The following is a 25840-nucleotide window of genomic DNA, read 5'->3' on the forward strand; positions in this document are numbered from 1 at the left end:
TCGGGTCCCCTACGTTGACGTTGCGTCGGCGTAGGGGCCTGTTGCCCCGGCCTTCGGGTTCTTGGAGGGAAGCGCATGAGATCGATCCTGCCCGTCATGGCGCTGCTCGCGGTGGCCGCCTGTTCGCCCCAGCCCGCCGCCGACAAGAAGGCGGACGCGCCCGTCGTCGCCGCGCCGCCGGCCGCCGCGCTGAAGCCGCCGAAAGCCGATATCCCGGCCGGCGACTATACGCTGGACAAGCATCACGCGACGTTGGTGTTCAGCGTCAGCCACCTCGGCTTCTCGAACTACACGGCCGCGTTCGCCGACTTCGACGCCAAGCTGCATTTCGACCAGAACAACGCCGCGGCCAGCACGCTGGAGGCGACGATCAATCCGATGTCGCTGACCCTGCCGGTCCCGCCGGAGGGATTCCTGGCCGAGCTGACCGGGCCGCAGTGGCTGAACACGGCGACCTATCCGGCCATCACCTTCAAGTCGACCAAGGTCGAGACCACCGGTCCCGACACCGGCAAGGTCACCGGCGATCTGACCCTGCACGGCGTCACCAAGCCGGTCGTGCTGGATGTGACCTATAACGGCGGCTATCCGGGCCATCCGATGGACCCGCACGCCCGCGTTGGCTTCTCGGCCAAGGGCGCGTTCAACCGCTCGGACTTCGGCATCGCCTACGGCGTTCCGGCCCCGGGCACGACCATGGGCGTCGGCGACGAGGTCCAGGTGAGGATCGAGGCCGAGTTCAGCGGCCCGCCGCTGGCGACCGCGCCGGCCGCCAAACCTTAGCGCGCGCCGCGCGTCAGATAGCCTTCGAGCAGCGCCAGGGCGTGGTCCAGCCGCGCCTTGCGCCACTCGGGAGCGCTCATGTCGGTGTCCAGGGTCGCCGACAGCGAATAGCCATTGGCCAGATGGAAGCGGCTCATGGCCGCGATGGTCACGTAGATCTGCACCGGGTCGAGGTTCGGACCAAAGATCCCCTGGCGCTGGCCGCTCTCGATCAGCTTCTCGATCGTGCGGCGCAGCGGGAAGGCGGTCTCGGTGACCACGCGCGACTGGGCGGCGAACTTGCCGTGCTGCAGGTTCTCGTTGCGCAGCAGGCCCTCGAAGCGGGGGTTCTTCTCGAAATAGTCGAAGGTGAAGCGCTGCAGCTCCAGAAAGCCGTCGAGGGGCTTGTCGAAGTCGATCTTCAGCTCGGCCTCGCGAGCGCGCAGGTCCATGTAGGCGCTCTCGAGGACGGCCATGTACAGGCCCTTCTTGTCCCCGAAGTAGTGGTACAGCATCCGGATGTTGCACTTGGCGGCCTTGACGATCCGCTCGATGCGCGCGCCGGCGAAGCCCGCCTGGGCGAATTCCTTCAAGGCCGCGGCGAGGATCGCCTTGCGCGTGCGCTCGGCGTTGCGCTTGCGCGGGGTGTTCTCGGTCTCGGTCTTGGTGGTCGCGTCCAGGACGGCGTCGGTCACGGGATCTTGGCTCCTTGATGGATCCAGGCGCCCAGCTGGGCGCGCTCCTCTACAGTCATGCTTGTCTCGTTGCCAAGGGGCATGCTGGTCGAGAGCACGGCGCGCTCGCGGATTTTCGGGGCGTAGGTCCGGATATGCTCAGGCGTGTCGAAGGTCGCGCCCAAAGGCGGCGCCGAGAAGCCCGCGTGCGTCGGCGTGGCGCCGTGGCACATGACGCAGTGCTTTTGCACGATCGCCTGGGCGGTTGAGAACGGGACCGGGGTGGAGATCTCGACCTTGTCCTTGGGCTTCATGCTGGCGACGACCGTGGCGGCGAAGATCAGCATCGCGCCGTAGAACAGGAAATCATGGCGGATCTTGCCGTGGTGCTTGAGCAGGAAGAACTGCCGGATCGAGATCCCGCCGGCGCTGATCATGGCCAGCAGTAGCCAGCTCAGCGGATGGCCGGTGACCATCGGATAGTGGTTGCTGATCATGATGAAGATGACCGGCAGGGTCATGTAGGTGTTGTGCACCGACCGCTGCTTGCCCATGGCGCCCAGGCGCGGATCGACCGGACGGCCGGCCAGCATGTCGGCGACGATCCTGCGCTGGTTGGGGATGATCACCAGGAAGACGTTGGCGACCATGGCCGTGCCAATGATCGCGCCGACGTGGATGAAGGCGCCGCGGTCGCTGAACAGCTTGGACAGGGCATAGGCCGCCGCCGTCAGCGCGCCGAACCAGACGATCCCGAACCACAGGCCGCGCTGGCCCAGCGGCGAGCGGCACAGCGCCTCGTAGAGCGCCAGCCCGCCGAAGATGAAGGCCAGGCCCGCGCCGATCGCGGCCGGCTGGCTGAACGCGTGCTTGGCGGTGTCGATCAGATAGACCGGCGCCTGCCAGTAGTAGAGCACGATCAGCAGCGCGAAGCCCGACAGCCAGGTGGTGTAGGCCTCCCATTTGAACCAGTGCAGGTGGTCGGGCATGTGCGCCGGGGCCACCATGTACTTCTGCGAATGATAGAAGCCGCCGCCGTGCACGGCCCACAGTTCGCCCTTCACGCCCTCTTTTTCGGGGACAGGAGCGCGCAGATTGTTGTCCAGCCAGACGAAGTAGAACGAGGCCCCGATCCAGGCGACGCCGGCGATCACGTGCAGCCAGCGCAGCGAGAGGTTCAGCCAGCCGGGAAGGTCGTAGTCCATCTATTCGGTCACCGCGTCGAGCAGCCGGAGTTTGGAGATCAGGCCGATCTGCAGAATCGCCTCGGCGATCTCCTCGGCCTCGTCGTTGGCGAGGCGCGCCTGCATGGCGGCCAGGATCGAGCTCTTGTCGTTCAGCCGCACCGCGATGATGAACGGGAAACCGAAGCGCTCGTAGTAGGCGGTGTTCAGCGCATGGAAGCGCGCGAACTCGTCCGGCGTCAGCCTGTCGAGGCCCGCGCTGGCCTGTTCGGCGTTGCTCTCGGCGGTCAGCGACTTGGCGATCGCGGCCTTGCCGGCCAGTTCGGGGTGGGCGCGGATCAGCGCGAGCTTGTCGGCGGTGGTCGCGGCGTCGAGCACGGCCATCATCGCGCCATGCAGGGCCTCGACGCTGGCGAAGGGCCGCTCATTGAAGGCGCGTTCGACGACCCAGGGCGACAGCTCGAAGGCGAAGCCCAGGGCGGTGGTGAAGCCAGTCTGGTTCATGCTGTTCAGCCGAGCCAGGGTCAGGGGCGGGGCGCCGCTCATGTCTTCACCTCATACGGATGGGTCGCGATCCAGTGGCGGGCGATGTCGATGCGCCTGGCCACCCAGACGCGGTCGTGCCGGGTGATATGCTCCAGGAACCGCCGCAGGGCGCCGATGCGACCGGGCTTGCCGACCACGCGGCAGTGCAGGCCGACGCTCATCATCTTGGGCGCGGTCTCGCCTTCCAGATAGAGGGCGTCAAAGGCGTCGCGCAGATAGGTGAAGAACTGTTCGCCGGTGTTGAAGCCCTGGGCCGCTGTGAAGCGCATGTCGTTGGCTTCCAGCGTGTAGGGCACGATCAACTGGGCGCGGCCGTGCTGGTCGTCCCAGTACGGAAGATCGTCGGCATAGCTGTCGGCGTCGTAGACGAAGCCGCCTTCCAGCGCGACCAGACGGGCGGTGTTGGGGCTGGTGCGCCCCTGGTACCACCCGAGGGGCCGCTCGCCGGTCAGCCGTTTCTGGATCTCGATGGCGCGATGAATGTGCTCCAGCTCCTGCTCGGGCGTGAAGTGCTGGTAGTCGATCCAGCGATAGCCGTGGCTGGCGATCTCCCAGCCGGACTTCATCATCGCCTCGACGGCGTCTGGATGGCGCGCCATGGCCTGGGCGACGCCGAACACCGTCAGCGGCAGGCCAAAGTCTTCGAACAGTCGCCGGATACGCCAGAAGCCGGCGCGCGAACCGTATTCGTAGAGGCTCTCCATCGACATGTTGCGCATGCCTTCGATGGGCTGGGCGCCGACCATTTCGGAGAGAAAGAACTCGCTGACCGGGTCTCCGTGCAGGATCGACCGCTCGGCGCCTTCCTCGTAGTTCAGCACGAACTGCACCGCCACGCGGGCGTCGTTGGGCCAATTAGCCTGGGGCGGGTGCTCGCCGTACCCGATCAGGTCTCTCGGATAGCTCATGCGTAGACCTTCGCCGCCGCGTCGACGCCCGCGCCGGCCGGGGCGCTGAAGCCCTCCCAGCGCAGCACGGCCTCGAACGCCGCCAGGGTCTGAAGCACCGCGTGCTTGCGCGCGTTCACGCCCATGGTCCCGATCCGCCAGATCTGGCCGGCCAGAGGTCCGAAGGCCGAGCCGATCTCGATCTCGAACTCGGTGCGCATGCGGGCCTTCACCCGGTCGTAGTCGACGCCGCTGGGCGCGATCACGCCGGTGACGTTGGTCATCTTGTGAGCCTGGTCGCCGTAGACCGTCAGGCCCAGCGCCTCGATCCCCGCGACCATGGCCGCGCCGGCCTGGGCGTGGCGGGCGAAGCGCGCGTCGAGGCCTTCCTCCAGCACGATCCGCGCGCACTCCCGCGAGGCGAACAGCATGCTGGCCGCCTCGGTGTGGTGGTTCAGGCGCTTGTCGGACCAGTAGTCCATGATCATCGCCAGGTCGAAGTAGTTGGAGGCGATCCGGCGACCCTGGCCCGAGGCGGCGCCCGCCGTGGCGATGCCGCGCTCGACATGTTTGCGACTGGCGATGTGCTCGGCGGCGCGGTCGCTGATGGTGATCGGGGCCGAGCCCGAGGGGCCGCCCAGGCACTTTTGCAGACCGGCGGTGACGATGTCGGCCTGCCAGGCGTCGACCGGGACGTTCATGCCGGCCAGCGTCGCGGTCGCGTCGACATAGAGCAGGGCGTCGTGGCGGCGGCAGATCTCGCCGATGGCCTCGATCGGCTGGGCGATGGTGGTCGAGGTGTCGCCGTGCACGCAGGCGACCAGGCGCGGCTTGACGCGCGCCACGGCGTCCTCGACCGCCTGCGGGTCGACGATCGCACCCCACGCGCCCTCGACGAAGGTGACCTTGGCGTCGCAGCGTTCGGCGATCTCGGCCAGCAGCAGGCCGAAGCGCCCGGCATTGACCACCACGACGTCGTCGCCCGGCGAAAGCGTCGAGACCAGGGCCGCCTCGATGCCGGCGCGCGAGGTGCCGTCGATCAGGAAGGTCCACTGGTTCCTGGTCTGGAAGACGCCGCGATACAGCGCCATGACCTCGTTCATATAGCCGGTGAACTCGGGGTCGAACTGGCCCAGCAGCTGTACCGACATGGCCCGCAGCACGCGCGGATGCACGTTGATCGGGCCGGGCCCCATCAGCAGGCGGGCGGGGTGGTCGAGCTCGCGGAATGTGTCGGTCATCGTGTCTTTGTTCTTGGGCCACCCTCGTCCTTCGACAGGCTCAGGATGAGGGTTACTGTTGGGTCGTCGCGGCGGATCATTCGTAGTCCTCACCCTGAGCCTGTCGAAGGGCGAGGATTACGCGCCGCCAGCTTCTCGACAAATCCGAGCATGGCCTGGGCCGCCAAGGCGCAATCGGCCTCGGTGACGGCCTCGGCCGGGTTGTGGCTGATCCCGCCCTCGCAGCGGATGAACAGCATGGCGACGGGGCAAAGGTCGGCCATCACCATGGCGTCGTGACCCGCGCCCGAGGGCAGGCGACGCACGGGCAAGAAAAGGTCAGCCAGCGCTCCATCCAGCAGGCCCATCAGCGATGGGTCGCAGGGGCTCTCGGCCAGGGCCTGCATCAGGGTGACGGTCGCCGACAGGCCGCGCTTGGCGGCGATGGCGTGGATCTCGGCGCCGATGGTGATCACCGCCTCGTCGCGCGTCGCCGAGGTCTCGGCGCGGATGTCCATCGAGAACTCGATCGCGCTGGGGATGACGTTGAAGGCGCCGGGCAGGGCGGTCATGCGTCCCACCGTGCCGACCAGGCCATCGGTCCCCGCGCGGCAGATCCGCTCCAGGGCCAGGATCGCCTCGGCGGCGGCAGGACCGGGATCCTTGCGCAGGTTCATCGGTGTCGTGCCGGCGTGGCCGGCGGTCCCCTCGATGCGCACCATCAGCCGCTTCTGGGCGGCGATGGCGGTGACGACGCCCAGGGCCAGGCCCTCGGCCTCCAGCACCGGACCCTGTTCAATGTGCGCTTCGAGGAAGGCCAGCACCTGCTCGGGCTTGCGCGCCGCGCTGGCGATAGCGTCTGGATCGCCGCCGAACGCCTTCAGCGCCTCCGCGACCGACACGCCGTCGGCGTCCTTCATGTCCAGCGCCGAGGCGTCCAACGTCCCGGCGATCGCCCGGCTGCAGCTCATCGAGGCCGGGAAGCGCGAGCCTTCCTCGTCGCCGAACGCCACGACCTCGATCGCGAACGGCAGGCGGCCGCCGGCGCGGTTCAAGGCCTCGACCACATCGATCCCGAGCATGATCCCCAGCGGCCCATCATAGCGCCCGCCGTTGCGGACGCTGTCGATATGCGAGCCAATGATCAGGGCCTTCGCGTCGGGGAACTCGCCCTCGTAGCGGCCAATCAGGTTGGCGGCGGCGTCGCGGCGGACGCTCATGCCGGCTTCCCGCATCCAGCCGCTCACGGCGGTCAGGGCGGCCTCGTGCGCCGGGGTCAGGAACCGTCGCGTCAGCTGCCCCTCGACCTCGCTGTAGGGCGCAAGGCCCAGCAGGTCGCAACGCGCCTTGGCTCTGGCCCCGATGTCGAACGCTTCCGCCACTCCCGATTCGACCCCGCTCTACTCGCCGTCGAGACCCCAGCGATAGCAGGAGAGACCCCGGAAGCCCCGTTCCGCAACCGTCGCCGCGTGCTCATCACGCGCGGGCGCCTCGACACGCGCCATCCATCGAGGGGCGGCGCCTGTTGCTAAGTCATAAACGACTTACTTGGCGACGGCGAGAGCGGCTATTCCGTCTGGGCCACGAACTTGCCCGCCGCGCGGACCTGACCGGTGGCGACGCCAGTGGGCGCGCCGCCGGGCGGCTCGTCGGTGATGGCTAGCAAGGCGGTGTAAGTCCCCGCGCCGGTCAGGCCGACGGGCAGGGGGATGGCCTTGGGCGCGTCGCTGGGAACAATGCCCAGGGAGATGGCTTTCTGGCCCTCGGGGATGATCCACAGTTCGGCCTCGCGGCCGGCCGGCATCTTCATCGAGACGGGCGTCAGGATCAGCTTGCCGGCGGCGTGATCGAGGGTCGCGACCAGGGCGGGCTGCTTGGTGGCCGGATCGGCGATCAGCGCCACCTCGGCGACGGCCGGCGGCGGCTTGGCCGGGGCGACGGCCGGCGGCGGGGCCGGACGCGGGGTCACGACAAGGGCGACGATGCTGGCCGCCGCCAGCGCCAGGGCGCCAGCCGAAGCGCCTTGCCACAGGCGGACATTGTTCCAGGCCGAGGGTTTCCGCGTCGCGGCTCCGATCAGATTGGCGATGCGCGGCCAGATGGCGGCCGGGGGCTCGACCGGCGGGATGCGTTCGGCCAGATGGGCCAGGCGACCTTCCCACCATTCGACGGCGCGGGCGAAGGCTGGTTCGGCGGCGATCCGGCGTTGCGCTTCCACGCGTTCGTCCGCGTCCAGGACGCCCAGAGCGTATTCGCCGGCCAGCGGGCGGTCTTCACCTTCGGGGGGCAGGGCGTCGGTCATGCTTCGAGGCACGCGCGCAGGCTGATCAGGCTGCGTCGGATCCAGCTCTTCATCGTGCCCAGAGGCACGCTCAGCATGTTGGCCAGGGCCTCATAGGTGACGCCCTCGAAGAAGGCGGTGCGCACCGCGCCGGCGTGCTTCGGGTCCAGCTGATCCAGGCAGCCTTCGAGGCGGCGGCGGTCGTCCTCGTCCTCGATCAGGGTCGAGGCCAGGGGGGCGCCATCGGGCAGGGCCTCGGCCTCCTCGACGCCAGCGGTCACGGCGCTTCCTCCCCGGGCGCCCCGGGCGCGCAGGCGGTCGATCGAGCGGTTGCGCGCCAGACTGACCAGCCAGGTGATCGGGCTGGCCTTCTCGGCGTCGAACCTGTCGGCCTTGTTCCAGACGGTGAGGTACACATCCTGAAGCACGTCTTCCGCCTCCTCGCGGTCGTTCAAGATACGGAGGCAGACGCCGAACAGTTTCGCGGATGTGTGACGATAGACGTATTTCAGCGCGTCTGAGTCGCGGTTGGCCACGCGCGCGATGGCGCGCGACAGCAAGGCGCGGCTGGTGTCGGCGTCCATCAAGCGTCCCCGCGAGCTCCCAAGGGCCGGGACGCTCGCACGGTCAATTCGGTCTGGCAACGTGACTATTTCCCCATCCAGCGCATCACGGCGTATCCGGTCGAGGCGGCGGCGGCGGTGACCAGGGTTCCCCAGGCCATGTCGACCAACGTGATCGTGGTCGACCAGGTCTTCAACGTCGCCTGGTTGGTCAGGTCGTAGGTGGCGTAGGCGACGAGGCCGAAGACGACCGCATGGGTCAGCAGGCGTCGCCACCCGCCCTCACGCAAGGCCGGCTGGATGGCCAGCACGACAATGGCGGCGACGTACAGAAAGTAGAAGACGACGGCCGGCGGCAGCGACGGCTTGTCGGCGAGCAACTCGCCGATGCGTGGCTTGTAGAGGCGCGGCGTGGCCAGGGTCAGCCAGACCCCGTCCAGGACCAGCATGGTCAGGGCGGTGGTCGCGTAGCCGGCGGCGAGGCGGATCATCGGGCGGTCTCCAGAACCGGACGCATACGATAGTGGCTGACGCCCCATTCCTCGCCGCCGCGATGGCCGAAGAGGCCAGCGGTGGCCAGGAAGAACAGTCGCCAGCGCCGCCGCCAGACGGCCGCGTCCTTGCCGTAGACCTCGGTCAGCACCGGATCGAGCTTGGCGCGGCTGGCGTCCATGTTGGCCAGCCACTGGCGGGCGGTGCGGGCATAGTGCTCGCCGCTCCAGCGCCAGTCGGCCTCGACGGTGAACAGGTCCGGGAACTGCCGCGCCAGGTCGTGGCTGGGCATCACCCCGCCGGCGAAGAAGTATTGGGCGATCCAGTCGGCCGGGTCGTCGGTCTCGAACCGGTAGGGCGTCGCGCGGTGGGTGAAGACGTGCAGGAACAGCAGTCCGTCCGGCTTCAGCCAGCCGCGGACCCGCGCCAGCAGCGCGCGCCAGTTGGACATGTGCTCGAACATCTCGACCGAGACCACGCGGTCGAAGCGGCGGTCCGTGCTGAAGTCGTTCATGTCCGCGGTGACGACGGTCAGGTTGCTCAGGCCGCGTTCGGCCGCGCGACCCTCGATGAAGGCGCGCTGCGAGGCGGCGTTGGAGACGCTGACGATCCGAGAGTTCGGATAGCGCTGGGCCATCCACAGCGACAGCGAACCCCAGCCGCAGCCCAGTTCCAGCACGTCCTGGCCGTCGCGCAGGTCGGCATGGGCGGCGGTCTCGCGCAGGGCCTCGGCCTCGGCATGCTCCAGCTTGGTGGCGCCGGGCGGATAGAGGCCGCTGGAATATTTCAGGTTCGGGCCCAGCACGGTCTCGAAGAAGGCGGCGGGCAATTCGTAGTGCTGGGCGTTGGCGTCTTCGGTGTGAGTGGCGATCGGATGGCGGTCCATGTCGCGGGCGAAGAGGGCGGTCGCGTCGGCCGGGGCGTAGGACAGTCGGCGGCGCACGTCGCCGACCAGCATGTCGATCGCCCTGCGCGACAACACGTCGGGCGCCGGCGCGTCCTCGAACGCGCGGATCGCCGCCTTCACCAAGCTCATGGGCCGTCCTCTTCCCTGTTCCGGAGACAGTTACGCGCGGACCGGCCGATAGGATGCGTCCGTTTGTCTCGACGACCCGTAGCTGCTCCCGAAGCGTCGCTCGGACGCCGTTGGGAGATCGCCTTGGCCACCGCAGTTCCTCGTCTGTCCGTCGCCGTGATCGGCGCCGGAATCTCGGGACTTTCCGCCGCCTGGCTGCTGTCGCGCGGCCATGACGTGACGTTGTACGAGGCCGACGACCGGCTCGGCGGTCACGCCCATACGGTGCGCGTGGACGGGACGGCGATCGACACCGGCTTCATCGTCTACAACGAGCCGAACTATCCGAACCTGACGGCGCTGTTCCAGCATCTGGGCGTCGAGACGGCGGCGACCGACATGTCGTTCGGCGTGTCTCTGGACAACGGAGCGCTGGAATATTCCAGCACCAACATCCTGGCCCAGAAGCGCAACGCGCTGAACCCGCGCTTCATCAAGATGCTGCTGGACGTCATGAGGTTCTATCGCGAGGGCCGCCGCATCCCGCCGGATCTGGAGAGCGGCGGTCTGTGCCGGCTCGACGAATATCTGCGCCAGCAGGGTTTCGGGCGGGCGTTCCAGGAAGACCACCTGCTGCCGCAGGCGGCGGCGATCTGGTCGACCTCGATGAGCGATATCCGCGAGTTTCCGGCGGCCGCCCTGCTGCGGTTTTTCGACAATCACGGGCTGATGCTGCCGGTCGACAAGCGGCCGATCTGGCGCACCGTGGCCGGCGGCAGCGCCCGCTACGTGGAGAAGCTGGCCGCCGGGATCTCGGGCGACATCCTTACGGGGCGGCCCGTGAAGGCGATCCATCGTCAGCCCGACGGGGTCTCGATCGAGGACGCGGCCGGTCAGACGCGGATCTACGACCAAGTGGTCATCGCCGCCCACGCCGACCAGGCGCTGGCCATGCTGGCCTCGCCGACGGCCGAGGAACGCGCGCTGCTGGGCGCCTTCCGCTATAGCCGCAACCGGGCGGTGCTGCACCGCGACGTCGGCCAGATGCCGCGCCGCCGGGCCGCCTGGGCCAGCTGGAACCATGTCGGCCGGCGCGGCGAGGACGGTGGGGTGACCTACTGGATGAACCGCCTGCAGCCGATCGGCGAGGCGCCGGTGTTCCTGTCGCTGAATCCCGACAAGACGCCGGGCGAGCTCCTGCACGACCAGGTCTATGAGCACCCGCTGTTCGACAGTCCGGCCATGCTGGCCCAGCGACAGTTATGGTCGCTGCAAGGCCGCCGCCGGACCTGGTTCTGCGGCGCCTATTTCGGCTCGGGCTTCCACGAGGACGGCCTGCAGGCGGGCCTCGCCGTCGCCGAGCAGTTGGGCGGGGTCCATCGTCCGTGGATGACGCCGGATCCGTCGGGGCGCATCTTCCTCAAGTCTCCCGCGGTCGAGGCCGAGCGGGCGCTGGTCGCATGACGTTCCGCTCGGCGCTTTACAGCGGTCATGTCCTCCACGAGCGCATGCGACCCAAGCGCCATCGGCTGCGCTATCGGGTATTCATGCTACTGCTGGATCTCGACGAGATCGACGCGCTGGACCGGTCGCTCAAGCGGTTCTCGCGCGGGCGCTGGAACCTGATCGGCTTCCACGATCGCGACCACCTGGACGAGCCCGAGACGTCGTTGAAGGAGACCGTGCTGGCCAAGCTGGCGGCGCGGGGGCTGGCGCCGGAGGGCGCCCGGATCAGCGTGCTGGCCATGCCCCGCATCCTGGGTAAGGGCTTCAATCCGCTGAGCGTGTTCTTCTGCCACGACGCCGACGGCAAGCTGGTCGCCACGGTCCACGCCGTTCGCAACACCTTCGGCCAGCGCCACGATTACGTGCTTCCGGCCCGGCGGACGGTGGGCGGCTGGATCGAGCAAGACGCCCGCAAGGCCTTCTACGTCTCACCGTTCCTGCCGATGGACCTGCGCTACGGCTTCGAGATCGCGCCGCCGGGCGAGACCGTCCATGTCGGCGTCGATGTGCTGGACGAGGAGGGCCTGGTGCTGGCCGCGACTTTTTCGGGTGAGCGGCGCGATCTGACCGATGGCGCGATCTGGAAGGCGCTCGCTAGCCATCCCTGGCAGGTAGCGGGCATTCTGGCGGCGATCCATTGGGAAGCGCTGAAGCTCGTTGCGAAGGGCTTCAGGATCTTCCCGCGGGATCGCGCCACGCGCGGCCTCAGGCGGCCGGCGTCGCCGCTTCCGCCCACGCCTCCAGAGCCTTCAGAGCGCGCAGGCTCATCAGCCGCTTCTTGGCCCGGCCACGCTCCTTGAGCGGGATCTTCTTGCCGTCCTCGTCGACCTTGGGCGCTTCCAGCGGCGGCAGCAGGCCGTAGTTGATGTTCATCGGCTGGAAACTACCGGGGCCATTGCCCGCTTCCAGGTGGCCGCCGGTGATGTGCTCGACCAGAGCGCCCAGCGCCGTCGTCGGCGGCGGGGCGTCGATCGGCGCGCCCTTGCGGTCGGCGGCGGCGAAGCGACCGGTCAGCAAGCCCATGGCGGCGCTCTCGACATAGCCCTCGACACCCGTGACCTGGCCGGCGAAGCGCAGGCGCGGCTGGACCTTCAGGCGCAACGACCTGTCCAGCAGCTTGGGCGAGTTGATGAAGGTGTTGCGGTGCAGGCCGCCCAGCCGGGCGAACTGGGCGTTCTCCAGGCCCGGGATCATCCGGAAGGTCTCGGCCTGGACGCCGTGCTTCAGTTTCGTCTGGAAGCCGACCATGTTCCACAACGTGCCCAGGGCGTTGTCCTGGCGCAGCTGGACGATGGCGTAGGCCTTGACCAAGGGATCGCGCGGGTTGGTCAGGCCGACCGGCTTCATCGGGCCATGGCGCAGGGTCTCGCGGCCGCGCTCGGCCATCACCTCGATCGGCAGGCAGCCGTCGAAATAGGGGACGTTTTCCCACTCCTTGAACTCGGACTTCGGACCGGCCAGCAGGGCGTCGATGAAGGCCTCGTACTGCTCTTTGTTCATCGGGCAGTTGATGTAGGCGGCCGCGTCGCCGCCGGGGCCTTCCTTGTCGTAGCGCGACTGGCGCCAGGCCTTGTCCATGTCGATCGAGTCGAAGTGGATGATCGGCGCGATGGCGTCGAAGAAGCTGAGCTGGCCTTCGCCGGTCACGTCCAGGATCGCCTGGGCCAGGGCGGGCGAGGTGAGCGGGCCGGTGGCGACGATGACATTGTCCCACGCTTGCGGCGGCAGGCCGGCGATCTCCTCGCGGACGATGGTGACCAGCGGATGGGCTTCCAGGCGGCGGGTGACTTCGCCCGAGAAGCCGTCGCGGTCGACGGCCAGGGCGCCGCCGGCCGGTACCTGGTGCTGGTCGGCGCAGGCCATGATCAGGCTGTCCAGCTTGCGCATCTCGGCGTGCAGCAGGCCCACGGCGTTGAACTGCCAGTCGTCCGAGCGGAACGAGTTGGAGCAGACCATCTCGGCCAGGCCGTCGGTGTTGTGGGCGTCGGTGCGAATCTTTTTTACTTGCCCTAGCGCTTCGCTGCTTGAGGGCGCTCCGGTCGCCTCGTCCCTGCGCATCTCGTGCAGGATGACGGGCACGCCGCCCTGGGCGATCTGCCAGGCGGCTTCGGAACCGGCGAGGCCGCCGCCGACGACGTGGACGGGCTGATGAGTGGAATTCGTGGTCATGGGGCGGGCCTATACCCCCGGCTGTCGCTCGGCGAAACCTGCTGTTAGTGTCACGTGACTGGGCGGGGCCCTTCGCGCCTGGCGAGCATGGGTGGGAACATGGCGAGCTTTTCCGTGGGCGAGGCCGCGACGGCCAGCTTTGGCTTGGTCGGTCGCAAGCCCTTGGCGGTGGTCGGATGGGCGATCGCCGTCGTGGCGGCGCTGATCGTCCCGGCCGTCCTGTGCGTCCTGGCGATGGGGCCGGCTTTCGCCCAGATCCTCCAACTGGCCATGACCCAGCGGGGCGGCGATCCCAGCCCCGAGATGATGCAGCAGATGCTCCAGGCCCAGTCGGGCATGACGGCCTTCAACCTGCTCTACTGGCTGTGGTCTTCGTTCGTGAGGGCGGTGTTCTGCGCGGCGGTGTTCCGGGCGGTGCTGACGCCTGAGCAGTCGGCCTGGGCCTATCTTCGGGTCGGCTCTCGCGAGCTGTGGCTGACCCTGCTGCTGCTGGTCGAGCAGGTGCTGGCGATGATCGCCATCTTCGTCATTGTCCTGGTCGTGGTGGTGATCGTGGCGATCGTCGCGGTCGGCGGCGGCGAGAGCGGCCACATGGCGGCGATCGCGACGGCCGTTGTCGGCTGTTTCGTGGCGGGAGGTCTTATCCTGTGGGTGGCGCTGCGCCTGTCGATGGCCGCGCCGATGACCTTCGTCGACAACCAGTTCCGCCTGTTCGAGTCGTGGAGCCTGACCAAGGGTCAGGGTTGGCGGCTGCTGGGCGTGGCCCTGCTGCTGGTGATCTTCGTGCTGGGACTGGAGATCCTGGTCGGCGCGGTGATGGTGGGCCTGCTGATCGCCGCCGGCGGTTCGCTGACGGCGCTGCGCGGATCGGGCGCGATCGAGACCTTCATGGCCCGCCCGCCGCTGGAGATCCTGCGCGACGTCTGGCCGTGGTTGACGGGGCTGGGCGTGCTCGGCGCCCTGTTCAGCGCGGTGGTCCAGGCGGTGTTCTTCGCGCCCTGGGCGGTCATCCACCGGGCGTTGACGCGCGAGACGTAGCGGCGAGCGCGGCGAGGCCATAGATTGCGCGGATCGCGGCGACTCGGCGCGCAAGAGGACTTGGAAGGATGACGGACGGATCGGCGACGATCAGCGCGACCTTGCGCGCGGGCCTTTCCGATGTGGTCAGCGCCGTTCGCGACTGCTGGGCGGCCCTGGCCGTCGCGGCGGTGGTCAGCGTCGCCGCCGATGTCCTGCCACCGGGTTTGAAGACCATCGGCGCCGTGCTGCCCATCGTCATCGCTCAGGGCGCGCTGTTTCGACGCGCGTTCGGCCGCGAGATGGGCCTGAAGGGCCTGCGGTGGGGCCGCGACGAGTGGCGGCTGCTGGCCGCTCAACTGATGGTCCTGGCCCTGCTGTGCCTGATCGGCGCGATCCTGATGGTCATTGTCGGCGGCGTCGCCCTGGGCGTGGCCCGCACCGCCGCGCCGAACTTCGACCCCGGCACGATCGACGGCTGGAAGGGCGCCTTCGCTAGCGCCGGCCCGGCCGGCTTCGTGCTCAGCCTGGTCCCGCTGGCCAGCCTGGCGATCCTGATCTGGCTGAGCCTTCGCCTGTCGCTGTCGGCCCCGGCCACGGTCGAGCAGTCGGGCGTGCGGGTCCTGAGCGCCTTTCCGCTGACCAAGGGCCGCGTGCCGACCCTGTTCGTCGTCGGCCTGGCGATCGCCGCACCGCTATTCGTGCTCAGCGCGCTGCTGGCCCTCGCGCCTGGCCAGGGGCTGGTCATCGCGGCGATCCTGGCGGCGAGTTCCTATTTCTACGCCATGCCGGCCTGGGCCGGTTCGCTGGCCCATTTCTACCGCGTCAGCGCGGTCACGCAGGAAGCCTAGATGTCCGTCCGCCCCGTCGACGCCGCGCTCGAAGGCCTCCAGACCATGCGGCGCAAGCCGCTGGCGGTGCTGGCCTGGGCGACCTTCTCACTGGTCATGCTGCCGATCCTGGGCCTGTTCGCCAAGATCGTGCTGGGCGACGAAGGTCGGGCGGCCCTGGCGGGGCGCGCCGGCTCGGCCGACCCGCGCGAGATCCTCGACCTGATCACGCACCTGGGCGGGGTGATGGTGATCCTGATCGCGGTGGCCCTGTTCCTGGCCTCGGTGCTGCAGGCGGCGGTCATCCGCTCGGTGGTGGAGCCCAACAATGACCGCTTCGCCTATCTGCGCCTGGGCAAGGAAGAGCTGCAGCTGCTGATCGTGTCGCTGATCACCTGGGCCGCGGCCCTGGGGGTGACGGTGATCCCGTCCGGGGCGGTGGTGCTGGGCGCGTCACTGCTGTCGGGCGCGGCGGCCGGCTGGTTCGCCACCCTGGGCGCTCTGGCGGTGATCGGCCTGTCGCTATGGGTGGCCGTGCGCCTGTCCTTGCTGGGCCCGCACGCCTTCTCGCATCACCACATCGACATCCGGGAGGCCTGGGTGCAGACCCACGGCCAGTTCCTGCGCCTGCTGGGCATGTACGTCCTGGCCATCGTTCTGGCGGCCGTGGTCTCGATCATCGGGACGACGGTGTCGTCGATCATCGGCAACGTGCTGGGCGGCGGCGTCGACGCTGGCGCGGGCGACGTGGTGGCCAGCCACCCGCGCCTGATCCTGATGCTGCTGGCCAACCTGCTGCTGGCCCCGATCTTCCTGACCCTGCAGACCGTGATCCTGGTCGCCGCTCCGGCTCGCGCCTTCGCCCAGCTGAACCAGGACGAGATCGACGCGGGCCTGCACGACTGAGGGATCGAAACCTCGTCCTTCGACAGGCTCAGGATGAGGTTTCTACTTCGGCCTCGGCAATGGTCCTCATCCTGAGCTTGTCGAAGGACGAGGATCAAGCGCCCGCGCTAGGCCTCGCCGCCATCCGCTCGCGCCAGGCCAGGACGTTTTTCGCCTCGGCCGGCGTGTGCAACCCCGTGAAGTCCGCGAAGTCCAGCGTCGTCTGTCCCGCGATGTCGGCGATCGTATAGGCGTCGCCGGCCAGGTAGGGGCGGCCGTCGGCCAACTCGCGGTCCAGCCACAGCAGGGCCTTTTCCACGACCTCGCGGTTCGACTCCCCAAACTCGACGTTCTGCTTCAGCAGCCGCGCGGTCAGCGGATGGGCGTGGCGCCAGAACAGGCCGACGGGGACCATGAGGCGGAACTCGATCCGCCGGGTCCACATCTCGACCGTCGCCTGCTCAAGGGCGGAGACGCCGAATAGCGGCGGGCTTGGGTGCAGCACCTCGAAATAGCGGCAGATGGCGACGGTCTCGCTGATCGTCGTTCCGTCGTCGAGCTCCAGCACCGGCACCTGGCCCAGGCTGTTGCGCGCCAGATGCTCGGGGCTGCGGTGGCCGCCCTGGCGCAGGCCGATCTGGATCTCCGGGACCTCGACGCCCTTCTCGGCCAGGAAGATCCGCACGCGCCGCGGATTGGGCGCGGGCATGGCCTCGCCGTAGAGCTTCATGGTGTCCTCCCTGATTTCAAACGGATGTTAGAGGCGCCCGTCGACGGGTCGCAAGCCCGCGCGAATAAAGCCGGCCTCGGCCCTGTCGAAGCGGCGCGAACCTGTTTAGCCTTGGGCGTCCATCCTTCGAAGAGCACGACATGTCCAAGTTCTCCGCCTCCGACGCGGCCTTCTCCGGTTTCCGGCTCGTGCGGGAGAACCTGAAGACCGTCGCCATCTGGGGCGGACTGCTGACGGTCGCCTCGTTCCTCTACAACGTCGTGTCGATCCATTTCTTCGGACCGCAGATGCACGCCCTGTCCGAATATTTCGCCAGCAATACCGACAATCCCGACGTGGAGGAGTTCGGCCGTCGGGTCGCGGACCTGACCCCGATGATGCTCTGGACGCTGCCTTACAGCCTGGTGCTGAACGGGGTGCTGTTCGCGGGGATCAATCGGCTGGTGCTGCGGCCCGAGGAGAAGGGCTTCGCCCACCTGGGCTTTGGCCTGACCGAGGCGCGGCAGGCGGCGGTCTGGCTGTCGATCAACGTCGCGATCTGCGGGGTGGTCGGCGTCGGCCTCGGCCTGGCGGAGTTCATGGGCGCGTTGGGCGGTCCCACCGGCGCGCTGCTGGCGCTGGCGATCACGCTGGCGACCCTCGGCGCGCTCTTTTATCTGCCCGTGCGCCTGTCCATGGCCTCGGCGACAACCTTCGACACCGGCAAGCTCACCGTCGTGCGCTCCCTGCCCCTGACCAAGGGTCTCTTCTGGTCGCTGCTGGGCGCCTATTTCCTGGCGGTGGTGATGTGCGTGATCGTCTTCCTGCTGCTGATGGTTATCCTTTCGGCCGCCACCGCGCTGCTGACCGGCGATATCGGCGCCGGCGGTCAGGTGCTGCACGCCGACAGCACCTCGCTGAAGGCCTATTTGACGCCGCTGGGCATGGTGCAGACCGTGATCTCGACGGCGATGTCGCTGTTGATCAGCCTGATCGTCTTCTCGCCGCCGCCGACCATCTACAGGATCCTGCGTGAGCAGGGCGCCGATCGCGACAGCACTGGCGGCTGGTAGGCGGGCGCTCTACGCCTTCAGCCACTTGCGGATCCGGTCCCGCGCATTGGCGTAGGGCGAGGACGTGTTGAACTGGATCATCCGGCCCTTGGTCCATTTGTCGTACCAGGGCCGGCCGTAAAGTTCGGTGTCGGAGCGCGCCGAGATGGTTTCGGCCAAGCGAGCCTTAGCCAGGGTCAGGCGCTCCAGTCGCTGGGGCCAGTCCAGCGCGCGGTAGTCGGTGTAGAACTTGCCGGCCAGCAGGCCTAGCTGGTTCCATTTGAAGCCCGTCTCGGGGAAATCGACGGGCTGGCCCCGATCGTCGCGATCCAGCCATTTCAGAACCAGCTCGTTCCAGCCGATCAGATAGGCCACCAGATCCGCCGGGCTCATCAGCGTCCCGGCGGCGTGGCCCTGGAGCAAGGTCTCGTCGATCCGCTCCAGAGGCGTGCGGGCCAGGTCGACCATCAGCTTGTCGAACGTCTGGTCGATCGCGGCCAGCAGTTCGGCCTTGGAGGCGGGAACGGCCACGGCCGCCTTAAGCCCGCTTGGCCTTCTTCAGTTCGGCCACCCGCGCCTTGCGGCGGTCCTCGTGGCGGTCCAGCAGTTCCTTGAGGTAGCGGCCGGTCCAGCTGGCCTCGACCTTGGCCACGTCCTGCGGCGAGCCGGTGGCGACGATCTCGCCGCCGCCGTCGCCGCCCTCGGGCCCGAAGTCGATCAGCCAGTCGGCGGTCTTCACCACGTCCAGATTATGCTCGATGACGACCACGGTGTTGCCCTGGTCGGCCAGTTCGTGCAGCACCTCGAGCAGCTTCTTGGTGTCCTCGAAGTGCAGGCCGGTGGTCGGCTCGTCGAGGATGTAGAGCGTCCGGCCGGTGGCCCGGCGCGACAGCTCCTTGGACAGCTTCACGCGCTGGGCTTCGCCGCCCGACAGGGTCGTGGCCTGCTGGCCGACCTTGATGTAGCTGAGGCCGACGCGCTTGAGCGTCTCCATCTTGTCGCGGATCGGCGGCACGGCCTTGAAGAAGTCGGCGGCCTCCTCGACGGTCATGTCCAGCACGTCGGCGATGGTCTTGCCCTTGAACAGCACGTCCAGGGTCTCGCGGTTGTAGCGCTTGCCCTTGCAGATATCGCAGGTGACGTAGACGTCCGGCAGGAAGTGCATCTCGATCTTGATGACACCGTCGCCCTGGCAGGCCTCGCAGCGGCCGCCCTTGACGTTGAAGCTGAAGCGACCCGGGCCATAGCCCCGCGCCTTGCTCTCCGGCAGGCCGGCGAACCAGTCGCGGATCGGACCGAAGGCGCCGGTATAGGTCGCAGGGTTCGAGCGCGGGGTGCGGCCGATCGGGCTCTGGTCGATGTCGATGACCTTGTCGAACTGCTCCAGCCCCTCGATCCGCTCGTGCGGAGCGGGGGCGTCGCTGGCGTTGTTCAGCCGGCGCGCGGCGGCCTTGTAGAGCGTCTCGATCGTGAAGGTCGACTTGCCGCCGCCCGACACGCCCGTGACGCAGGTGAAGGTCCCCACGGGGATCTCGGCCGTGACGTTCTTCAGGTTGTTGCCGGTGGCGCCGATGACCTTCAGCACCTTCTTCTTGTTGATCGGCCGGCGCTGTTCGGGGACCTCGATCTCGCGCGCGCCGGTCAGGTACTGGCCGGTGATGCTCTTGGGGTTGGCCATGATGTCGGCCGGCTTGCCCTCGGCGATGATCTCGCCGCCGTGGACGCCGGCGGCCGGACCCATGTCGATCACGTAGTCGGCGGTGAGGATGGCCTCCTCGTCGTGCTCGACAACTAGCACGGAGTTGCCCAGATCGCGCAGGCCTTGCAGCGAGGTCAGCAGGCGGGTGTTGTCGCGCTGGTGCAGGCCGATCGACGGCTCGTCCAGCACGTACAGCACGCCGGTCAGGCCCGAGCCGATCTGGCTGGCCAGGCGGATGCGCTGGCTCTCGCCGCCCGACAGGGTGCCCGAGCCGCGGGACAGGTTGAGGTAGTCGAGACCGACATCGACCAGGAACCGCAGGCGATCGTTGATCTCCTTCAGGATCCGCCGGGCGATCTCCATCTGCTTGTCGGTCAGCTTGCCTTCCAGGCTCGCGAACCAGTCGCGCGCCGGACGGATGGCCAGCATCGAGACCTCGGCGATGTCCATGGCGTCGATCTTGACGGCCAGGGCTTCGGGTTTCAGGCGCTTGCCGTGGCAGGTCTCGCAGGGGGTGTCGGACTGATAGCGGCCCAGCTCCTCGCGCACCCAGCTGCTGTCCGTCTCACGCCAGCGGCGTTCCAGGTTCGGCAGCACGCCTTCGAAGGGCTTCTCGACCTCATACTTGCGGGCGTTGTCGTCGTAGATGAACTTGATCTTGGTCCCCTTGGACCCGTTCAGCACCACGTCACGCGCGTCAGGCGACAGCTTGTACCAGGCGTCATCCATCGAGAAGCCGTAGTGGCGCGCCAGGGCCTGCAGGGTCTGGGTGTAGAGCGGGGAAGGGCCCTTGGCCCACGGGGCGACCGCGCCCTTGTGCAGGCTCTTGTCCTTGTCGGGGATCACCAGGTCGGCGTCGAAGGCCAGCTTGGCGCCCAGGCCGTCGCAGACCGGGCAGGCGCCGGCCGGATTGTTGAACGAGAACAGGCGCGGCTCGATCTCGGCGATCGTGAAGCCGCTGACCGGACAGGCGAAGCGTTCCGAGAACAGGATGCGCCGCGGCTCCTTCTCGCCTTCCTCGATATTGGCGAACTCGGCGACGGCCAGGCCATCGGCCAACCGTAGGGCCTGCTCGATGGAGTCCGCCAGGCGCTGCTCCATGTCGGGCTTGGTCACCACGCGGTCCACGACCACGTCGATGTCGTGCTTGAACTTCTTGTCGAGGACCGGGGCGTCCTCGATCGGATAGTATTCGCCGTCGATCTTCAGCCGCTGGAAGCCGGCCTTCTGCCACTCGGCGATCTCCTTCCGGTACTCGCCCTTGCGGTCGCGAACGACCGGGGCCAGCAGGTAGAGACGCGTGCCTTCGGGCAGGGCGGTGATCTTGTCGACCATCTGGCTGATGGTCTGGCTCTCGATCGGCAGGCCGGTGGCGGGCGAGTACGGCACCCCGACCCGCGCCCACAGCAGGCGCATGTAGTCGTGGATCTCGGTCACCGTGCCGACGGTCGAGCGCGGGTTGCGGCTGGTGGTCTTCTGCTCGATCGAGATCGCGGGCGACAGGCCCTCGATCAGATCGACATCGGGCTTGCTCATCAGCTCAAGGAACTGACGGGCGTAGGCCGACAGGCTTTCCACATAGCGACGTTGGCCCTCGGCATAGATCGTGTCGAAGGCCAGGGACGACTTGCCCGAGCCCGACAGGCCGGTCAGCACGACCAGCTCGCCACGCGGGATATCGACGCTGACGTTCTTCAGATTGTGCTCACGGGCGCCGCGAACGCGGATGAAGTTCAGTTGCTCAGCCATGTTTTCCGGAACGTTGGGCCGCGACATTGGTCGCGGCGCAGCGGCTATATGTAGGGCTCGACGCGCGAATTAACACAAGAACAACATGCGAACAAATGTCGCGCACGCGCCGTGGCGCTGCTGCTGACAGCGGATGTCAGCAGGGCGACTCTTCGATGGGCGCTGATTGAACACGCCACCGCCTCGAAAACGGCGCCAGCGGCGCGCGTGCTGCCACTCAGCTTAACCAGAGGTGGCGGCCAGGGGGCGGAAATGTTGCGGGGAGGGCGACGCTGGATCGCCGTGTCGGGCGGCGTCCTGATCAATAGCCTGATCCTGGCCGCCCTGGTGCTGGTCGAGGACACGGCGCCGGTCGTTGAGGAGCCGACGGTGATCGTCGTGGACCTGGAGCGGTTCGATCGGCAGAGGCCGCGATCCCTACCGCTGAGCGGGCGGGCGGCCTCCCGGAGCGCTGCTCCCGCAAAAGAGACGCCGTCGGCCGCGCCGGACGGGGCGACGGGGCAACTCACCGGACCGCGCGCCACGGGCTCCCCCGCGATCGAGCCCGCCTGGACGGTCGATCCGAAGGCCGTCGAGCAATGGCGGCTGACCGAGGGCAATCCGGACTATGGCTGGGGCCGCTACCACCGGGCGTGCAGGGGGCTCAGCAACGAGCACATGACCCCGGAGGAGAAGGAGCGCTGCTATGGCGGTGTTCCCAAGCCGCCCGGCACGTTCATCGGCCCGACCGACGGGCGCGAGGTCTGGCAAAGGGAACCGAAGTTCGAGAACAAGCAGACACTCCGCCAGGAACGCTGCCGCACCTATCGCACCATCCGCACTCAGCCCGGCGCGGATCCCCCGCCTATGCCGTCGATGCGCGAGGGCGGCTGCTTCTGAGCGGCGCCGTTGGGATTCCCTCAACCCTGTTTGGAAGCGGGTTCTTCAGTCCACGCATGATTAAAAGCGCAGGTTCGGGCCGAAGCTCGACCCTACGAAGGAATGAGCCATGGCCAAGAAAGAGGCCGGGAACGCCAAGCTGGACGCCAAGCAGGAGGCGTTCGACGCGCTGAAGGCGCCCAAGCCGCGCTCGATCGTCATCGACATGATGGTCTTCTGCGCCGGGATCGGCTCGCTGGTCTGGGTCCTGCGCGAGATGGCGCCAACCTAGAACCTGGCCTCAGGCGCGGTCTATCCGCGCCGCGTAGCAACCCCACTTGGCGTAGTGGGCGTGCAGATAGGCGATCCGCGGATCCTCGAACATCCTTTCGATCAGGCCTTGCGCCTGGGCGCCCTCGACGATGTCGGCGGCGATCATCATGCCGTCGGCGTCGAAGGCCCGCAGCGACAGCAGGCGGCGGCGCAGGGCGGGGGGCATTTCGTCGATCGCGGCGACGGGTTCGACGCCCTCGCGCACGAAGATGGCGTGACTGGCGCGGAACGGCGTCGAGGCGCTCTGGTGCTCGTAATTGACCAGGATCAGGGTTTCGCCCGGCTCCGCGTCATCCAGGCTGACCCGGCAGGGAAAGCCCAGCGGCGCATCGGCGACGACGCGACGGGCGCCGCGCGAGGCCAAGGCTTCGTCGTCCATCGCGAACAGCGGGGCGAACGGTTCGGCGGACAGGCTGGTGACGGTGTAGGCCATGGAAAACTCCTCGGGGTTGTCCGCGTTGTCGCGCCAGCCGTCGAAGAACGACACCCGATCCTTGCGACGGCGGTCCAGCTTGCCGAACTTCGTTCGCGAGCGTAAAAGCCGCCCCTTCCCATCCGATGGAGGCTCCCATGATCAGCAAGACGGAAGACCGCTTCGTCCTTCCCGTTTCCCTGACCGTGGGTTCGCATGTCCTTCGTCACTCTGGACGCCGTTTCCGCCGCCACGCCTGACGGCAGGCTTCTTTTCGAAAATCTGAACCTGGCGATCGGGACCGAGCGGATCGGTCTCGTCGGGCGCAACGGCGTCGGCAAGAGCACCTTGCTGGCTTTGATCGCCGGCGCACGCGCGCCGCTGACCGGGACGGTCACGCGGGCGGGGACTGTCGCGACCCTCGATCAAGCGCCAGACGTCTCGCCGGGGGCGCGACTGGCCGACCTGTTGGGTGTCGGCGAGGCCTGGGATCGCCTGTCGCGCATCGAACGCGGGGAGGGCGACGAGGTCGACCTGGCCGAAGCGGACTGGGATCTGCCGGCGCGGCTGGATCAGGCGCTGGCCGATGTCGGCCTGGCGGGCTTCGACCCCGAGCGACCGGCGGCGGCGCTGTCGGGTGGGCAGGCGACGCGCGCCGGCCTCGCGCGACTGCTGATCGCCCGGCCCGACGTTCTCTTGCTTGATGAGCCGACCAACAATCTCGACACCGAGGCGCGGGGGACCGTCGGCAAGGTGCTGGCCCGCTGGCGTGGCGGGGCGGTGGTGGTCAGCCACGACCGGGGCCTGCTGCGCGGCATGGACCGGATCGTCGAGCTGTCGTCGCTGGGCGCGCGGTCCTACGGCGGCGGCTGGGACCTCTATGCCGAACGCAAGGCCGAGGCGGCGCAGGCCGCCCAGCGCGACCTCGACCACGCCGAGAAGGAGGTCCGCCGCGTCGCCCGCGAGGCCCAAGTGGCCCGCGAGCGCAAGGAGCGCCGGGACGCCGCCAGCCGCAAGTTCGCGGACCGGGGCGGGACGCCGAAGATCGTGCTGGGCATGATGGCCGAGCGGGCCGAGAACAGCGGCGCGCGCGAGGGTAAGCTCGCCGACAGGCTGACGGCCGAGGCGGCCCAGGCCAAGGTCTCGGCCGAGGCCCGCGTCGAGCGCGCCCGGACCCTGGGCTTCGACCTGCCGTCGTCAGGCCTGTCGGAAGGGCGCGGCGTGCTGGCTTTCGAGGCGGTGACCTTCGGCTGGCCGGACGGAACGCCGGTGATCGAAGACCTGTCGTTTCGCATCGCCGGGCCCGAGCGGGTGGCGATCTCCGGACCGAACGGGACGGGCAAGACGACCCTGATCCGGCTGGCCACCGGCGCGTTGGCGCCGGCGGCGGGGGCGGTGAAGCTGTCCGTACCGTTCGCTCTGCTTGATCAGCGGGCGGCGCTGCTGGCCGACGGCGAGACCATCCTGGAGAACTTCCGCCGCCTGAACCCGGCCGCGAGCCAGAACGACGCCCATGCGGCGCTGGCGCGGTTCCTGTTCCGCAACACCGCGGCGCATCAGGTCGCGGGGACCCTGAGCGGCGGCGAGCGCCTGCGGGCGGCTCTGGCCTGCGTGCTCTGCGCCGCCGTCCCGCCGCAACTGCTGATCCTGGACGAGCCGACCAATCACCTGGACCTGGCCTCGATCGAAGCCGTCGAGGCGGCGCTGTCGGGCTATGACGGGGCGCTGCTGGTGGTCAGCCACGACGCCGATTTCCTGGATGCGATCGGCGTCGAGAGAACGATAAGCTTGGGCGGCGAGCCATGACGACCGATCTCGAAGCCTTCATCCTGGGCCGTCTGCCGCTGGAGCCCGCGCCAGGCGTCCCGGAGATCCGCCTGCATCGCGCGGGGCCGCGCAGCGGCCTGACGCGGCTGGCCGAGGCCGATCCGGACTTCGGCTCGCCCTACTGGGCGCGGCCGTGGGGCGGCGGCCTGGCTTTGGCGCGACACGTCCTCGATCATCCGGAGATCGTCGCCGGTAAGCGCGTGCTGGACCTCGGCGCGGGCTCGGGCCTGGTGGCCATCGCCGCCGCCCTGGCGGGCGCGGGTACGGTGAGGGCGGTCGACATCGATCCCTATGCCGCGACCGCCACGCGCCTGAACGCCGCCGCCAACGGCGTGGCGGTCGAGGTGACGCCGTCCGACATCACCGGTGGCGATCCGCCGGAGGTCGACCTGATGCTGGTGGGGGATCTCTTCTACGACCCGGACCTGGCCGAGCGGATCGAGGGCTTCCTGCGGCGGTGCCTGGCGGCGGGGATCATGGTGCTGATCGGCGACCCGTTCCGGGCCTTTCTGCCCACCGAACGCTTGCGTGTCGTGGCCGAGTATCCGGTCGCCGACTATGGCGATGCCCAGGGGGCGATGCGAGCGGCGGCGGTGTTCGAATTCATCGGTTAGGCAGAGCGTGATCCTCGTCCTTCGACGGGCTCAGGATGAGGATCAGTGCTGGCGTTCGGTGGAAACCTCATCCTGAGCCTGTCGAAGGACGAGGTTTCTGTTCCTAGGCCTTGCGGTTCAGGGTGATCGCCGCGCCGTGCTGCGGGCGGTCGGTGACCATGCCGCCGGCGCCGTAGGTGGCGGCCGGGGCGGCGCGCTGGCTGGCGATCTCCTGGGCCACGGCGTGGACCAGGCCCTCTGTGACCGTCTTGGCCGCGTTCACGGCGCGCGCCTGGCGGGCGAGAACAGCGTCGAAAGCCTCGGTGGCGCGGATCAGCCGCTGGCGCAGCTCGGGGCGGGCGCTTTCGAGCAGGGCGGGGTTGTGGCGCACCCGCATCGACTCGTGCCGGTAGACATTGGCCAGCTTGGCCGTCTCTTCGACATACTGCGCCGCCTCGTGCGGGCGGTGGCTTTCGAAGGCCGAGGCCTCCCTGGCGATCAGGTCGGTCAGGCGCTCGGTCAACAGGGTCAGCTGGTGGACGCGATCGTCGGCGTCGATGGCGGCGATGGCCATGGG

Annotated in this window: 28 protein-coding genes and 2 pseudogenes; 12 read left to right on the forward strand and 18 right to left on the reverse strand. The window is 68.5% G+C overall.

Annotated elements, in window-relative coordinates; genetic code table 11:
• The first annotated feature begins 75 nt into the window (after positions 1-75).
• Entirely contained in the window at positions 76-783 is a 708-nt protein-coding gene (locus tag AC1RNC_RS17650) for a YceI family protein (protein WP_492887639.1), read from the forward strand.
• Here the strand turns inward: AC1RNC_RS17650 and AC1RNC_RS17655 are convergent.
• The 10 genes from AC1RNC_RS17655 to AC1RNC_RS17700 form a co-directional block, all read right to left on the reverse strand.
• Positions 780-1457, reverse strand: a complete 678-nt coding sequence (locus tag AC1RNC_RS17655) for a TetR/AcrR family transcriptional regulator (RefSeq protein ID WP_492887640.1) — start codon at positions 1455-1457, stop codon at positions 780-782. The two genes, AC1RNC_RS17650 and AC1RNC_RS17655, sit on opposite strands and share 4 nt — an antisense overlap.
• Positions 1454-2641 (reverse strand): urate hydroxylase PuuD, encoded by a 1188-nt coding sequence (locus AC1RNC_RS17660; protein WP_492887642.1) that lies wholly within the window; start codon positions 2639-2641, stop codon positions 1454-1456. Before AC1RNC_RS17660 ends, AC1RNC_RS17655 begins: the two co-directional genes overlap by 4 nt.
• Positions 2642-3166 (reverse strand): 2-oxo-4-hydroxy-4-carboxy-5-ureidoimidazoline decarboxylase, encoded by a 525-nt coding sequence (gene uraD, locus AC1RNC_RS17665; protein ID WP_492887643.1) that lies wholly within the window; start codon positions 3164-3166, stop codon positions 2642-2644.
• Positions 3163-4074: an allantoinase PuuE gene (puuE, locus tag AC1RNC_RS17670; RefSeq protein WP_492887645.1), complete on the reverse strand. Its 912-nt coding sequence runs from the start codon at positions 4072-4074 to the stop codon at positions 3163-3165. The genes uraD and puuE overlap by 4 nt, the downstream gene beginning before the upstream one ends.
• A complete protein-coding gene (locus tag AC1RNC_RS17675; RefSeq protein WP_492887646.1) occupies positions 4071-5294 on the reverse strand; it encodes a pyridoxal-phosphate-dependent aminotransferase family protein in 1224 nt (407 codons plus the stop codon). Before AC1RNC_RS17675 ends, puuE begins: the two co-directional genes overlap by 4 nt.
• Before the next feature lie 89 nt (positions 5295-5383).
• A complete protein-coding gene (locus AC1RNC_RS17680) occupies positions 5384-6655 on the reverse strand; it encodes an allantoate amidohydrolase (RefSeq protein WP_492887647.1) in 1272 nt (423 codons plus the stop codon).
• A gap of 185 nt (positions 6656-6840) precedes the next feature.
• Positions 6841-7575, reverse strand: coding sequence for an anti-sigma factor (locus AC1RNC_RS17685; protein WP_492887648.1), 735 nt, complete (start codon positions 7573-7575; stop codon positions 6841-6843).
• Positions 7572-8138, reverse strand: a complete 567-nt coding sequence (locus AC1RNC_RS17690; RefSeq protein ID WP_492837836.1) for a sigma-70 family RNA polymerase sigma factor — start codon at positions 8136-8138, stop codon at positions 7572-7574. The genes AC1RNC_RS17685 and AC1RNC_RS17690 overlap by 4 nt, the downstream gene beginning before the upstream one ends.
• A gap of 65 nt (positions 8139-8203) precedes the next feature.
• Positions 8204-8608: a DUF2177 family protein gene (locus AC1RNC_RS17695; protein WP_492887649.1), complete on the reverse strand. Its 405-nt coding sequence runs from the start codon at positions 8606-8608 to the stop codon at positions 8204-8206.
• Positions 8605-9645 carry an SAM-dependent methyltransferase gene (locus AC1RNC_RS17700; RefSeq protein WP_492887650.1) on the reverse strand — a complete coding sequence of 347 codons (1041 nt, stop codon included), beginning with the start codon at positions 9643-9645 and terminating at the stop codon, positions 8605-8607. The genes AC1RNC_RS17695 and AC1RNC_RS17700 overlap by 4 nt, the downstream gene beginning before the upstream one ends.
• Positions 9646-9768: 123 nt before the next feature.
• Here AC1RNC_RS17700 and AC1RNC_RS17705 point away from each other — a divergent pair, with 123 nt between their 5' ends.
• Together AC1RNC_RS17705 and AC1RNC_RS17710 are read left to right on the forward strand one after the other, a co-directional pair.
• Positions 9769-11088, forward strand: coding sequence for an NAD(P)/FAD-dependent oxidoreductase (locus tag AC1RNC_RS17705; RefSeq protein ID WP_492887651.1), 1320 nt, complete (start codon positions 9769-9771; stop codon positions 11086-11088).
• A complete protein-coding gene (locus AC1RNC_RS17710) occupies positions 11085-11930 on the forward strand; it encodes a DUF1365 domain-containing protein (protein WP_492887652.1) in 846 nt (281 codons plus the stop codon). Before AC1RNC_RS17705 ends, AC1RNC_RS17710 begins: the two co-directional genes overlap by 4 nt.
• Here AC1RNC_RS17710 and trmFO read toward each other — a convergent pair.
• The gene (gene trmFO / locus AC1RNC_RS17715) at positions 11836-13299 is read right to left on the reverse strand and encodes a methylenetetrahydrofolate--tRNA-(uracil(54)-C(5))-methyltransferase (FADH(2)-oxidizing) TrmFO (RefSeq protein ID WP_492887653.1); all 1464 of its coding nucleotides are present in this window, start codon (positions 13297-13299) and stop codon (positions 11836-11838) included. The two genes, AC1RNC_RS17710 and trmFO, sit on opposite strands and share 95 nt — an antisense overlap.
• 99 nt (positions 13300-13398) lie before the next feature.
• On the opposite strand from trmFO, the gene AC1RNC_RS17720 reads away from it, so the two are divergent.
• The 3 genes from AC1RNC_RS17720 (at position 13399) to AC1RNC_RS17730 (ending at position 16052) form a co-directional block, all read left to right on the forward strand.
• Positions 13399-14337, forward strand: a complete 939-nt coding sequence (locus AC1RNC_RS17720; RefSeq protein WP_492887654.1) for a hypothetical protein — start codon at positions 13399-13401, stop codon at positions 14335-14337.
• A gap of 68 nt (positions 14338-14405) precedes the next feature.
• Positions 14406-15167, forward strand: coding sequence for a hypothetical protein (locus AC1RNC_RS17725; protein WP_492837847.1), 762 nt, complete (start codon positions 14406-14408; stop codon positions 15165-15167).
• Positions 15168-16052, forward strand: a complete 885-nt coding sequence (locus AC1RNC_RS17730; protein WP_492887655.1) for a hypothetical protein — start codon at positions 15168-15170, stop codon at positions 16050-16052. It abuts the gene before it with no gap.
• 9 nt (positions 16053-16061) lie between these two features.
• Here AC1RNC_RS17730 and AC1RNC_RS17735 read toward each other — a convergent pair.
• Both AC1RNC_RS17735 and AC1RNC_RS17740 read right to left on the reverse strand, forming a co-directional pair.
• Positions 16062-16150: pseudogene (locus tag AC1RNC_RS17735) on the reverse strand (hypothetical protein); the annotation flags it as partial.
• A complete protein-coding gene (locus tag AC1RNC_RS17740; RefSeq protein WP_492887657.1) occupies positions 16147-16761 on the reverse strand; it encodes a glutathione S-transferase family protein in 615 nt (204 codons plus the stop codon). The pseudogene AC1RNC_RS17735 and the gene AC1RNC_RS17740, both read right to left, overlap by 4 nt.
• Positions 16762-16901: 140 nt before the next feature.
• On the opposite strand from AC1RNC_RS17740, the gene AC1RNC_RS17745 reads away from it, so the two are divergent.
• Positions 16902-17813, forward strand: a complete 912-nt coding sequence (locus AC1RNC_RS17745) for a hypothetical protein (protein WP_492887658.1) — start codon at positions 16902-16904, stop codon at positions 17811-17813.
• A gap of 9 nt (positions 17814-17822) precedes the next feature.
• Here the strand turns inward: AC1RNC_RS17745 and AC1RNC_RS17750 are convergent, their stop codons facing one another.
• The gene (locus tag AC1RNC_RS17750) at positions 17823-18323 is read right to left on the reverse strand and encodes a ClbS/DfsB family four-helix bundle protein (RefSeq protein ID WP_492887659.1); all 501 of its coding nucleotides are present in this window, start codon (positions 18321-18323) and stop codon (positions 17823-17825) included.
• Between the two features lie 7 nt (positions 18324-18330).
• Positions 18331-21240, reverse strand: coding sequence for an excinuclease ABC subunit UvrA (gene uvrA / locus AC1RNC_RS17755; RefSeq protein WP_492887660.1), 2910 nt, complete (start codon positions 21238-21240; stop codon positions 18331-18333).
• A gap of 252 nt (positions 21241-21492) precedes the next feature.
• Between uvrA and AC1RNC_RS17760 the strand changes: the two genes are divergently transcribed.
• Positions 21493-22119, forward strand: a complete 627-nt coding sequence (locus AC1RNC_RS17760) for a hypothetical protein (RefSeq protein ID WP_492887662.1) — start codon at positions 21493-21495, stop codon at positions 22117-22119.
• Positions 22120-22228: 109 nt separating this feature from the next.
• Entirely contained in the window at positions 22229-22390 is a 162-nt protein-coding gene (locus AC1RNC_RS17765; RefSeq protein WP_492887663.1) for a hypothetical protein, read from the forward strand.
• Positions 22391-22399: 9 nt separating this feature from the next.
• On the opposite strand, the gene AC1RNC_RS17770 is transcribed toward AC1RNC_RS17765, so the two are convergent.
• On the reverse strand, positions 22400-22864 hold the full coding sequence (locus AC1RNC_RS17770; RefSeq protein ID WP_492887665.1) for a DUF1203 domain-containing protein: 465 nt from the start codon (positions 22862-22864) through the stop codon (positions 22400-22402).
• Positions 22865-22989: 125 nt separating this feature from the next.
• Here AC1RNC_RS17770 and AC1RNC_RS17775 point away from each other — a divergent pair, with 125 nt between their 5' ends.
• The 3 genes from AC1RNC_RS17775 to AC1RNC_RS17785 are packed head-to-tail and all read left to right on the forward strand — an operon-like array spanning position 22990 to position 25284.
• Positions 22990-23103: a hypothetical protein gene (locus tag AC1RNC_RS17775; protein ID WP_395444437.1), complete on the forward strand. Its 114-nt coding sequence runs from the start codon at positions 22990-22992 to the stop codon at positions 23101-23103.
• Complete coding sequence (locus AC1RNC_RS17780) at positions 23060-24649, forward strand: ABC-F family ATP-binding cassette domain-containing protein (protein ID WP_492887667.1); 1590 nt, start codon at positions 23060-23062, stop codon at positions 24647-24649. The genes AC1RNC_RS17775 and AC1RNC_RS17780 overlap by 44 nt, the downstream gene beginning before the upstream one ends.
• Entirely contained in the window at positions 24646-25284 is a 639-nt protein-coding gene (locus tag AC1RNC_RS17785; protein ID WP_492887669.1) for a class I SAM-dependent methyltransferase, read from the forward strand. The genes AC1RNC_RS17780 and AC1RNC_RS17785 overlap by 4 nt, the downstream gene beginning before the upstream one ends.
• 11 nt (positions 25285-25295) lie before the next feature.
• On the opposite strand, the pseudogene AC1RNC_RS17790 reads toward AC1RNC_RS17785, so the two are convergent.
• A pseudogene (locus AC1RNC_RS17790) lies at positions 25296-25377 on the reverse strand (hypothetical protein); the annotation flags it as partial.
• Positions 25378-25387: 10 nt separating this feature from the next.
• Positions 25388-25837 carry a flagellar basal body protein gene (locus tag AC1RNC_RS17795; protein ID WP_492837862.1) on the reverse strand — a complete coding sequence of 150 codons (450 nt, stop codon included), beginning with the start codon at positions 25835-25837 and terminating at the stop codon, positions 25388-25390.
• Positions 25838-25840 lie beyond the last annotated feature (3 nt).

The sequence above is a fragment of the Caulobacter sp. GW822-FHT01G02 genome (assembly GCF_058802865.1).

Excerpts from the sequence above, each read along its gene's own strand:
- AC1RNC_RS17650 (WP_492887639.1), top strand. The coding sequence starts at position 76 with ATGAGATCGATCCTGCCCGTCATGGCGCTGCTCGCGGTGGCCGCCTGT.
- AC1RNC_RS17660 (WP_492887642.1), bottom strand. The coding sequence starts at position 2,641 with ATGGACTACGACCTTCCCGGCTGGCTGAACCTCTCGCTGCGCTGGCTG.
- uraD (WP_492887643.1), bottom strand. The coding sequence starts at position 3,166 with ATGAGCGGCGCCCCGCCCCTGACCCTGGCTCGGCTGAACAGCATGAAC.
- puuE (WP_492887645.1), bottom strand. The coding sequence starts at position 4,074 with ATGAGCTATCCGAGAGACCTGATCGGGTACGGCGAGCACCCGCCCCAG.
- AC1RNC_RS17675 (WP_492887646.1), bottom strand. The coding sequence starts at position 5,294 with ATGACCGACACATTCCGCGAGCTCGACCACCCCGCCCGCCTGCTGATG.
- AC1RNC_RS17685 (WP_492887648.1), bottom strand. The coding sequence starts at position 7,575 with ATGACCGACGCCCTGCCCCCCGAAGGTGAAGACCGCCCGCTGGCCGGC.
- AC1RNC_RS17690 (WP_492837836.1), bottom strand. The coding sequence starts at position 8,138 with ATGGACGCCGACACCAGCCGCGCCTTGCTGTCGCGCGCCATCGCGCGC.
- AC1RNC_RS17695 (WP_492887649.1), bottom strand. The coding sequence starts at position 8,608 with ATGATCCGCCTCGCCGCCGGCTACGCGACCACCGCCCTGACCATGCTG.
- AC1RNC_RS17700 (WP_492887650.1), bottom strand. The coding sequence starts at position 9,645 with ATGAGCTTGGTGAAGGCGGCGATCCGCGCGTTCGAGGACGCGCCGGCG.
- AC1RNC_RS17710 (WP_492887652.1), top strand. The coding sequence starts at position 11,085 with ATGACGTTCCGCTCGGCGCTTTACAGCGGTCATGTCCTCCACGAGCGC.
- trmFO (WP_492887653.1), bottom strand. The coding sequence starts at position 13,299 with ATGACCACGAATTCCACTCATCAGCCCGTCCACGTCGTCGGCGGCGGC.
- AC1RNC_RS17720 (WP_492887654.1), top strand. The coding sequence starts at position 13,399 with ATGGCGAGCTTTTCCGTGGGCGAGGCCGCGACGGCCAGCTTTGGCTTG.
- AC1RNC_RS17725 (WP_492837847.1), top strand. The coding sequence starts at position 14,406 with ATGACGGACGGATCGGCGACGATCAGCGCGACCTTGCGCGCGGGCCTT.
- AC1RNC_RS17730 (WP_492887655.1), top strand. The coding sequence starts at position 15,168 with ATGTCCGTCCGCCCCGTCGACGCCGCGCTCGAAGGCCTCCAGACCATG.
- AC1RNC_RS17740 (WP_492887657.1), bottom strand. The coding sequence starts at position 16,761 with ATGAAGCTCTACGGCGAGGCCATGCCCGCGCCCAATCCGCGGCGCGTG.
- AC1RNC_RS17745 (WP_492887658.1), top strand. The coding sequence starts at position 16,902 with ATGTCCAAGTTCTCCGCCTCCGACGCGGCCTTCTCCGGTTTCCGGCTC.
- uvrA (WP_492887660.1), bottom strand. The coding sequence starts at position 21,240 with ATGGCTGAGCAACTGAACTTCATCCGCGTTCGCGGCGCCCGTGAGCAC.
- AC1RNC_RS17760 (WP_492887662.1), top strand. The coding sequence starts at position 21,493 with ATGTTGCGGGGAGGGCGACGCTGGATCGCCGTGTCGGGCGGCGTCCTG.
- AC1RNC_RS17765 (WP_492887663.1), top strand. The coding sequence starts at position 22,229 with ATGGCCAAGAAAGAGGCCGGGAACGCCAAGCTGGACGCCAAGCAGGAG.
- AC1RNC_RS17770 (WP_492887665.1), bottom strand. The coding sequence starts at position 22,864 with ATGGCCTACACCGTCACCAGCCTGTCCGCCGAACCGTTCGCCCCGCTG.
- AC1RNC_RS17775 (WP_395444437.1), top strand. The coding sequence starts at position 22,990 with ATGGAGGCTCCCATGATCAGCAAGACGGAAGACCGCTTCGTCCTTCCC.
- AC1RNC_RS17780 (WP_492887667.1), top strand. The coding sequence starts at position 23,060 with ATGTCCTTCGTCACTCTGGACGCCGTTTCCGCCGCCACGCCTGACGGC.
- AC1RNC_RS17785 (WP_492887669.1), top strand. The coding sequence starts at position 24,646 with ATGACGACCGATCTCGAAGCCTTCATCCTGGGCCGTCTGCCGCTGGAG.
- AC1RNC_RS17795 (WP_492837862.1), bottom strand. The coding sequence starts at position 25,837 with ATGGCCATCGCCGCCATCGACGCCGACGATCGCGTCCACCAGCTGACC.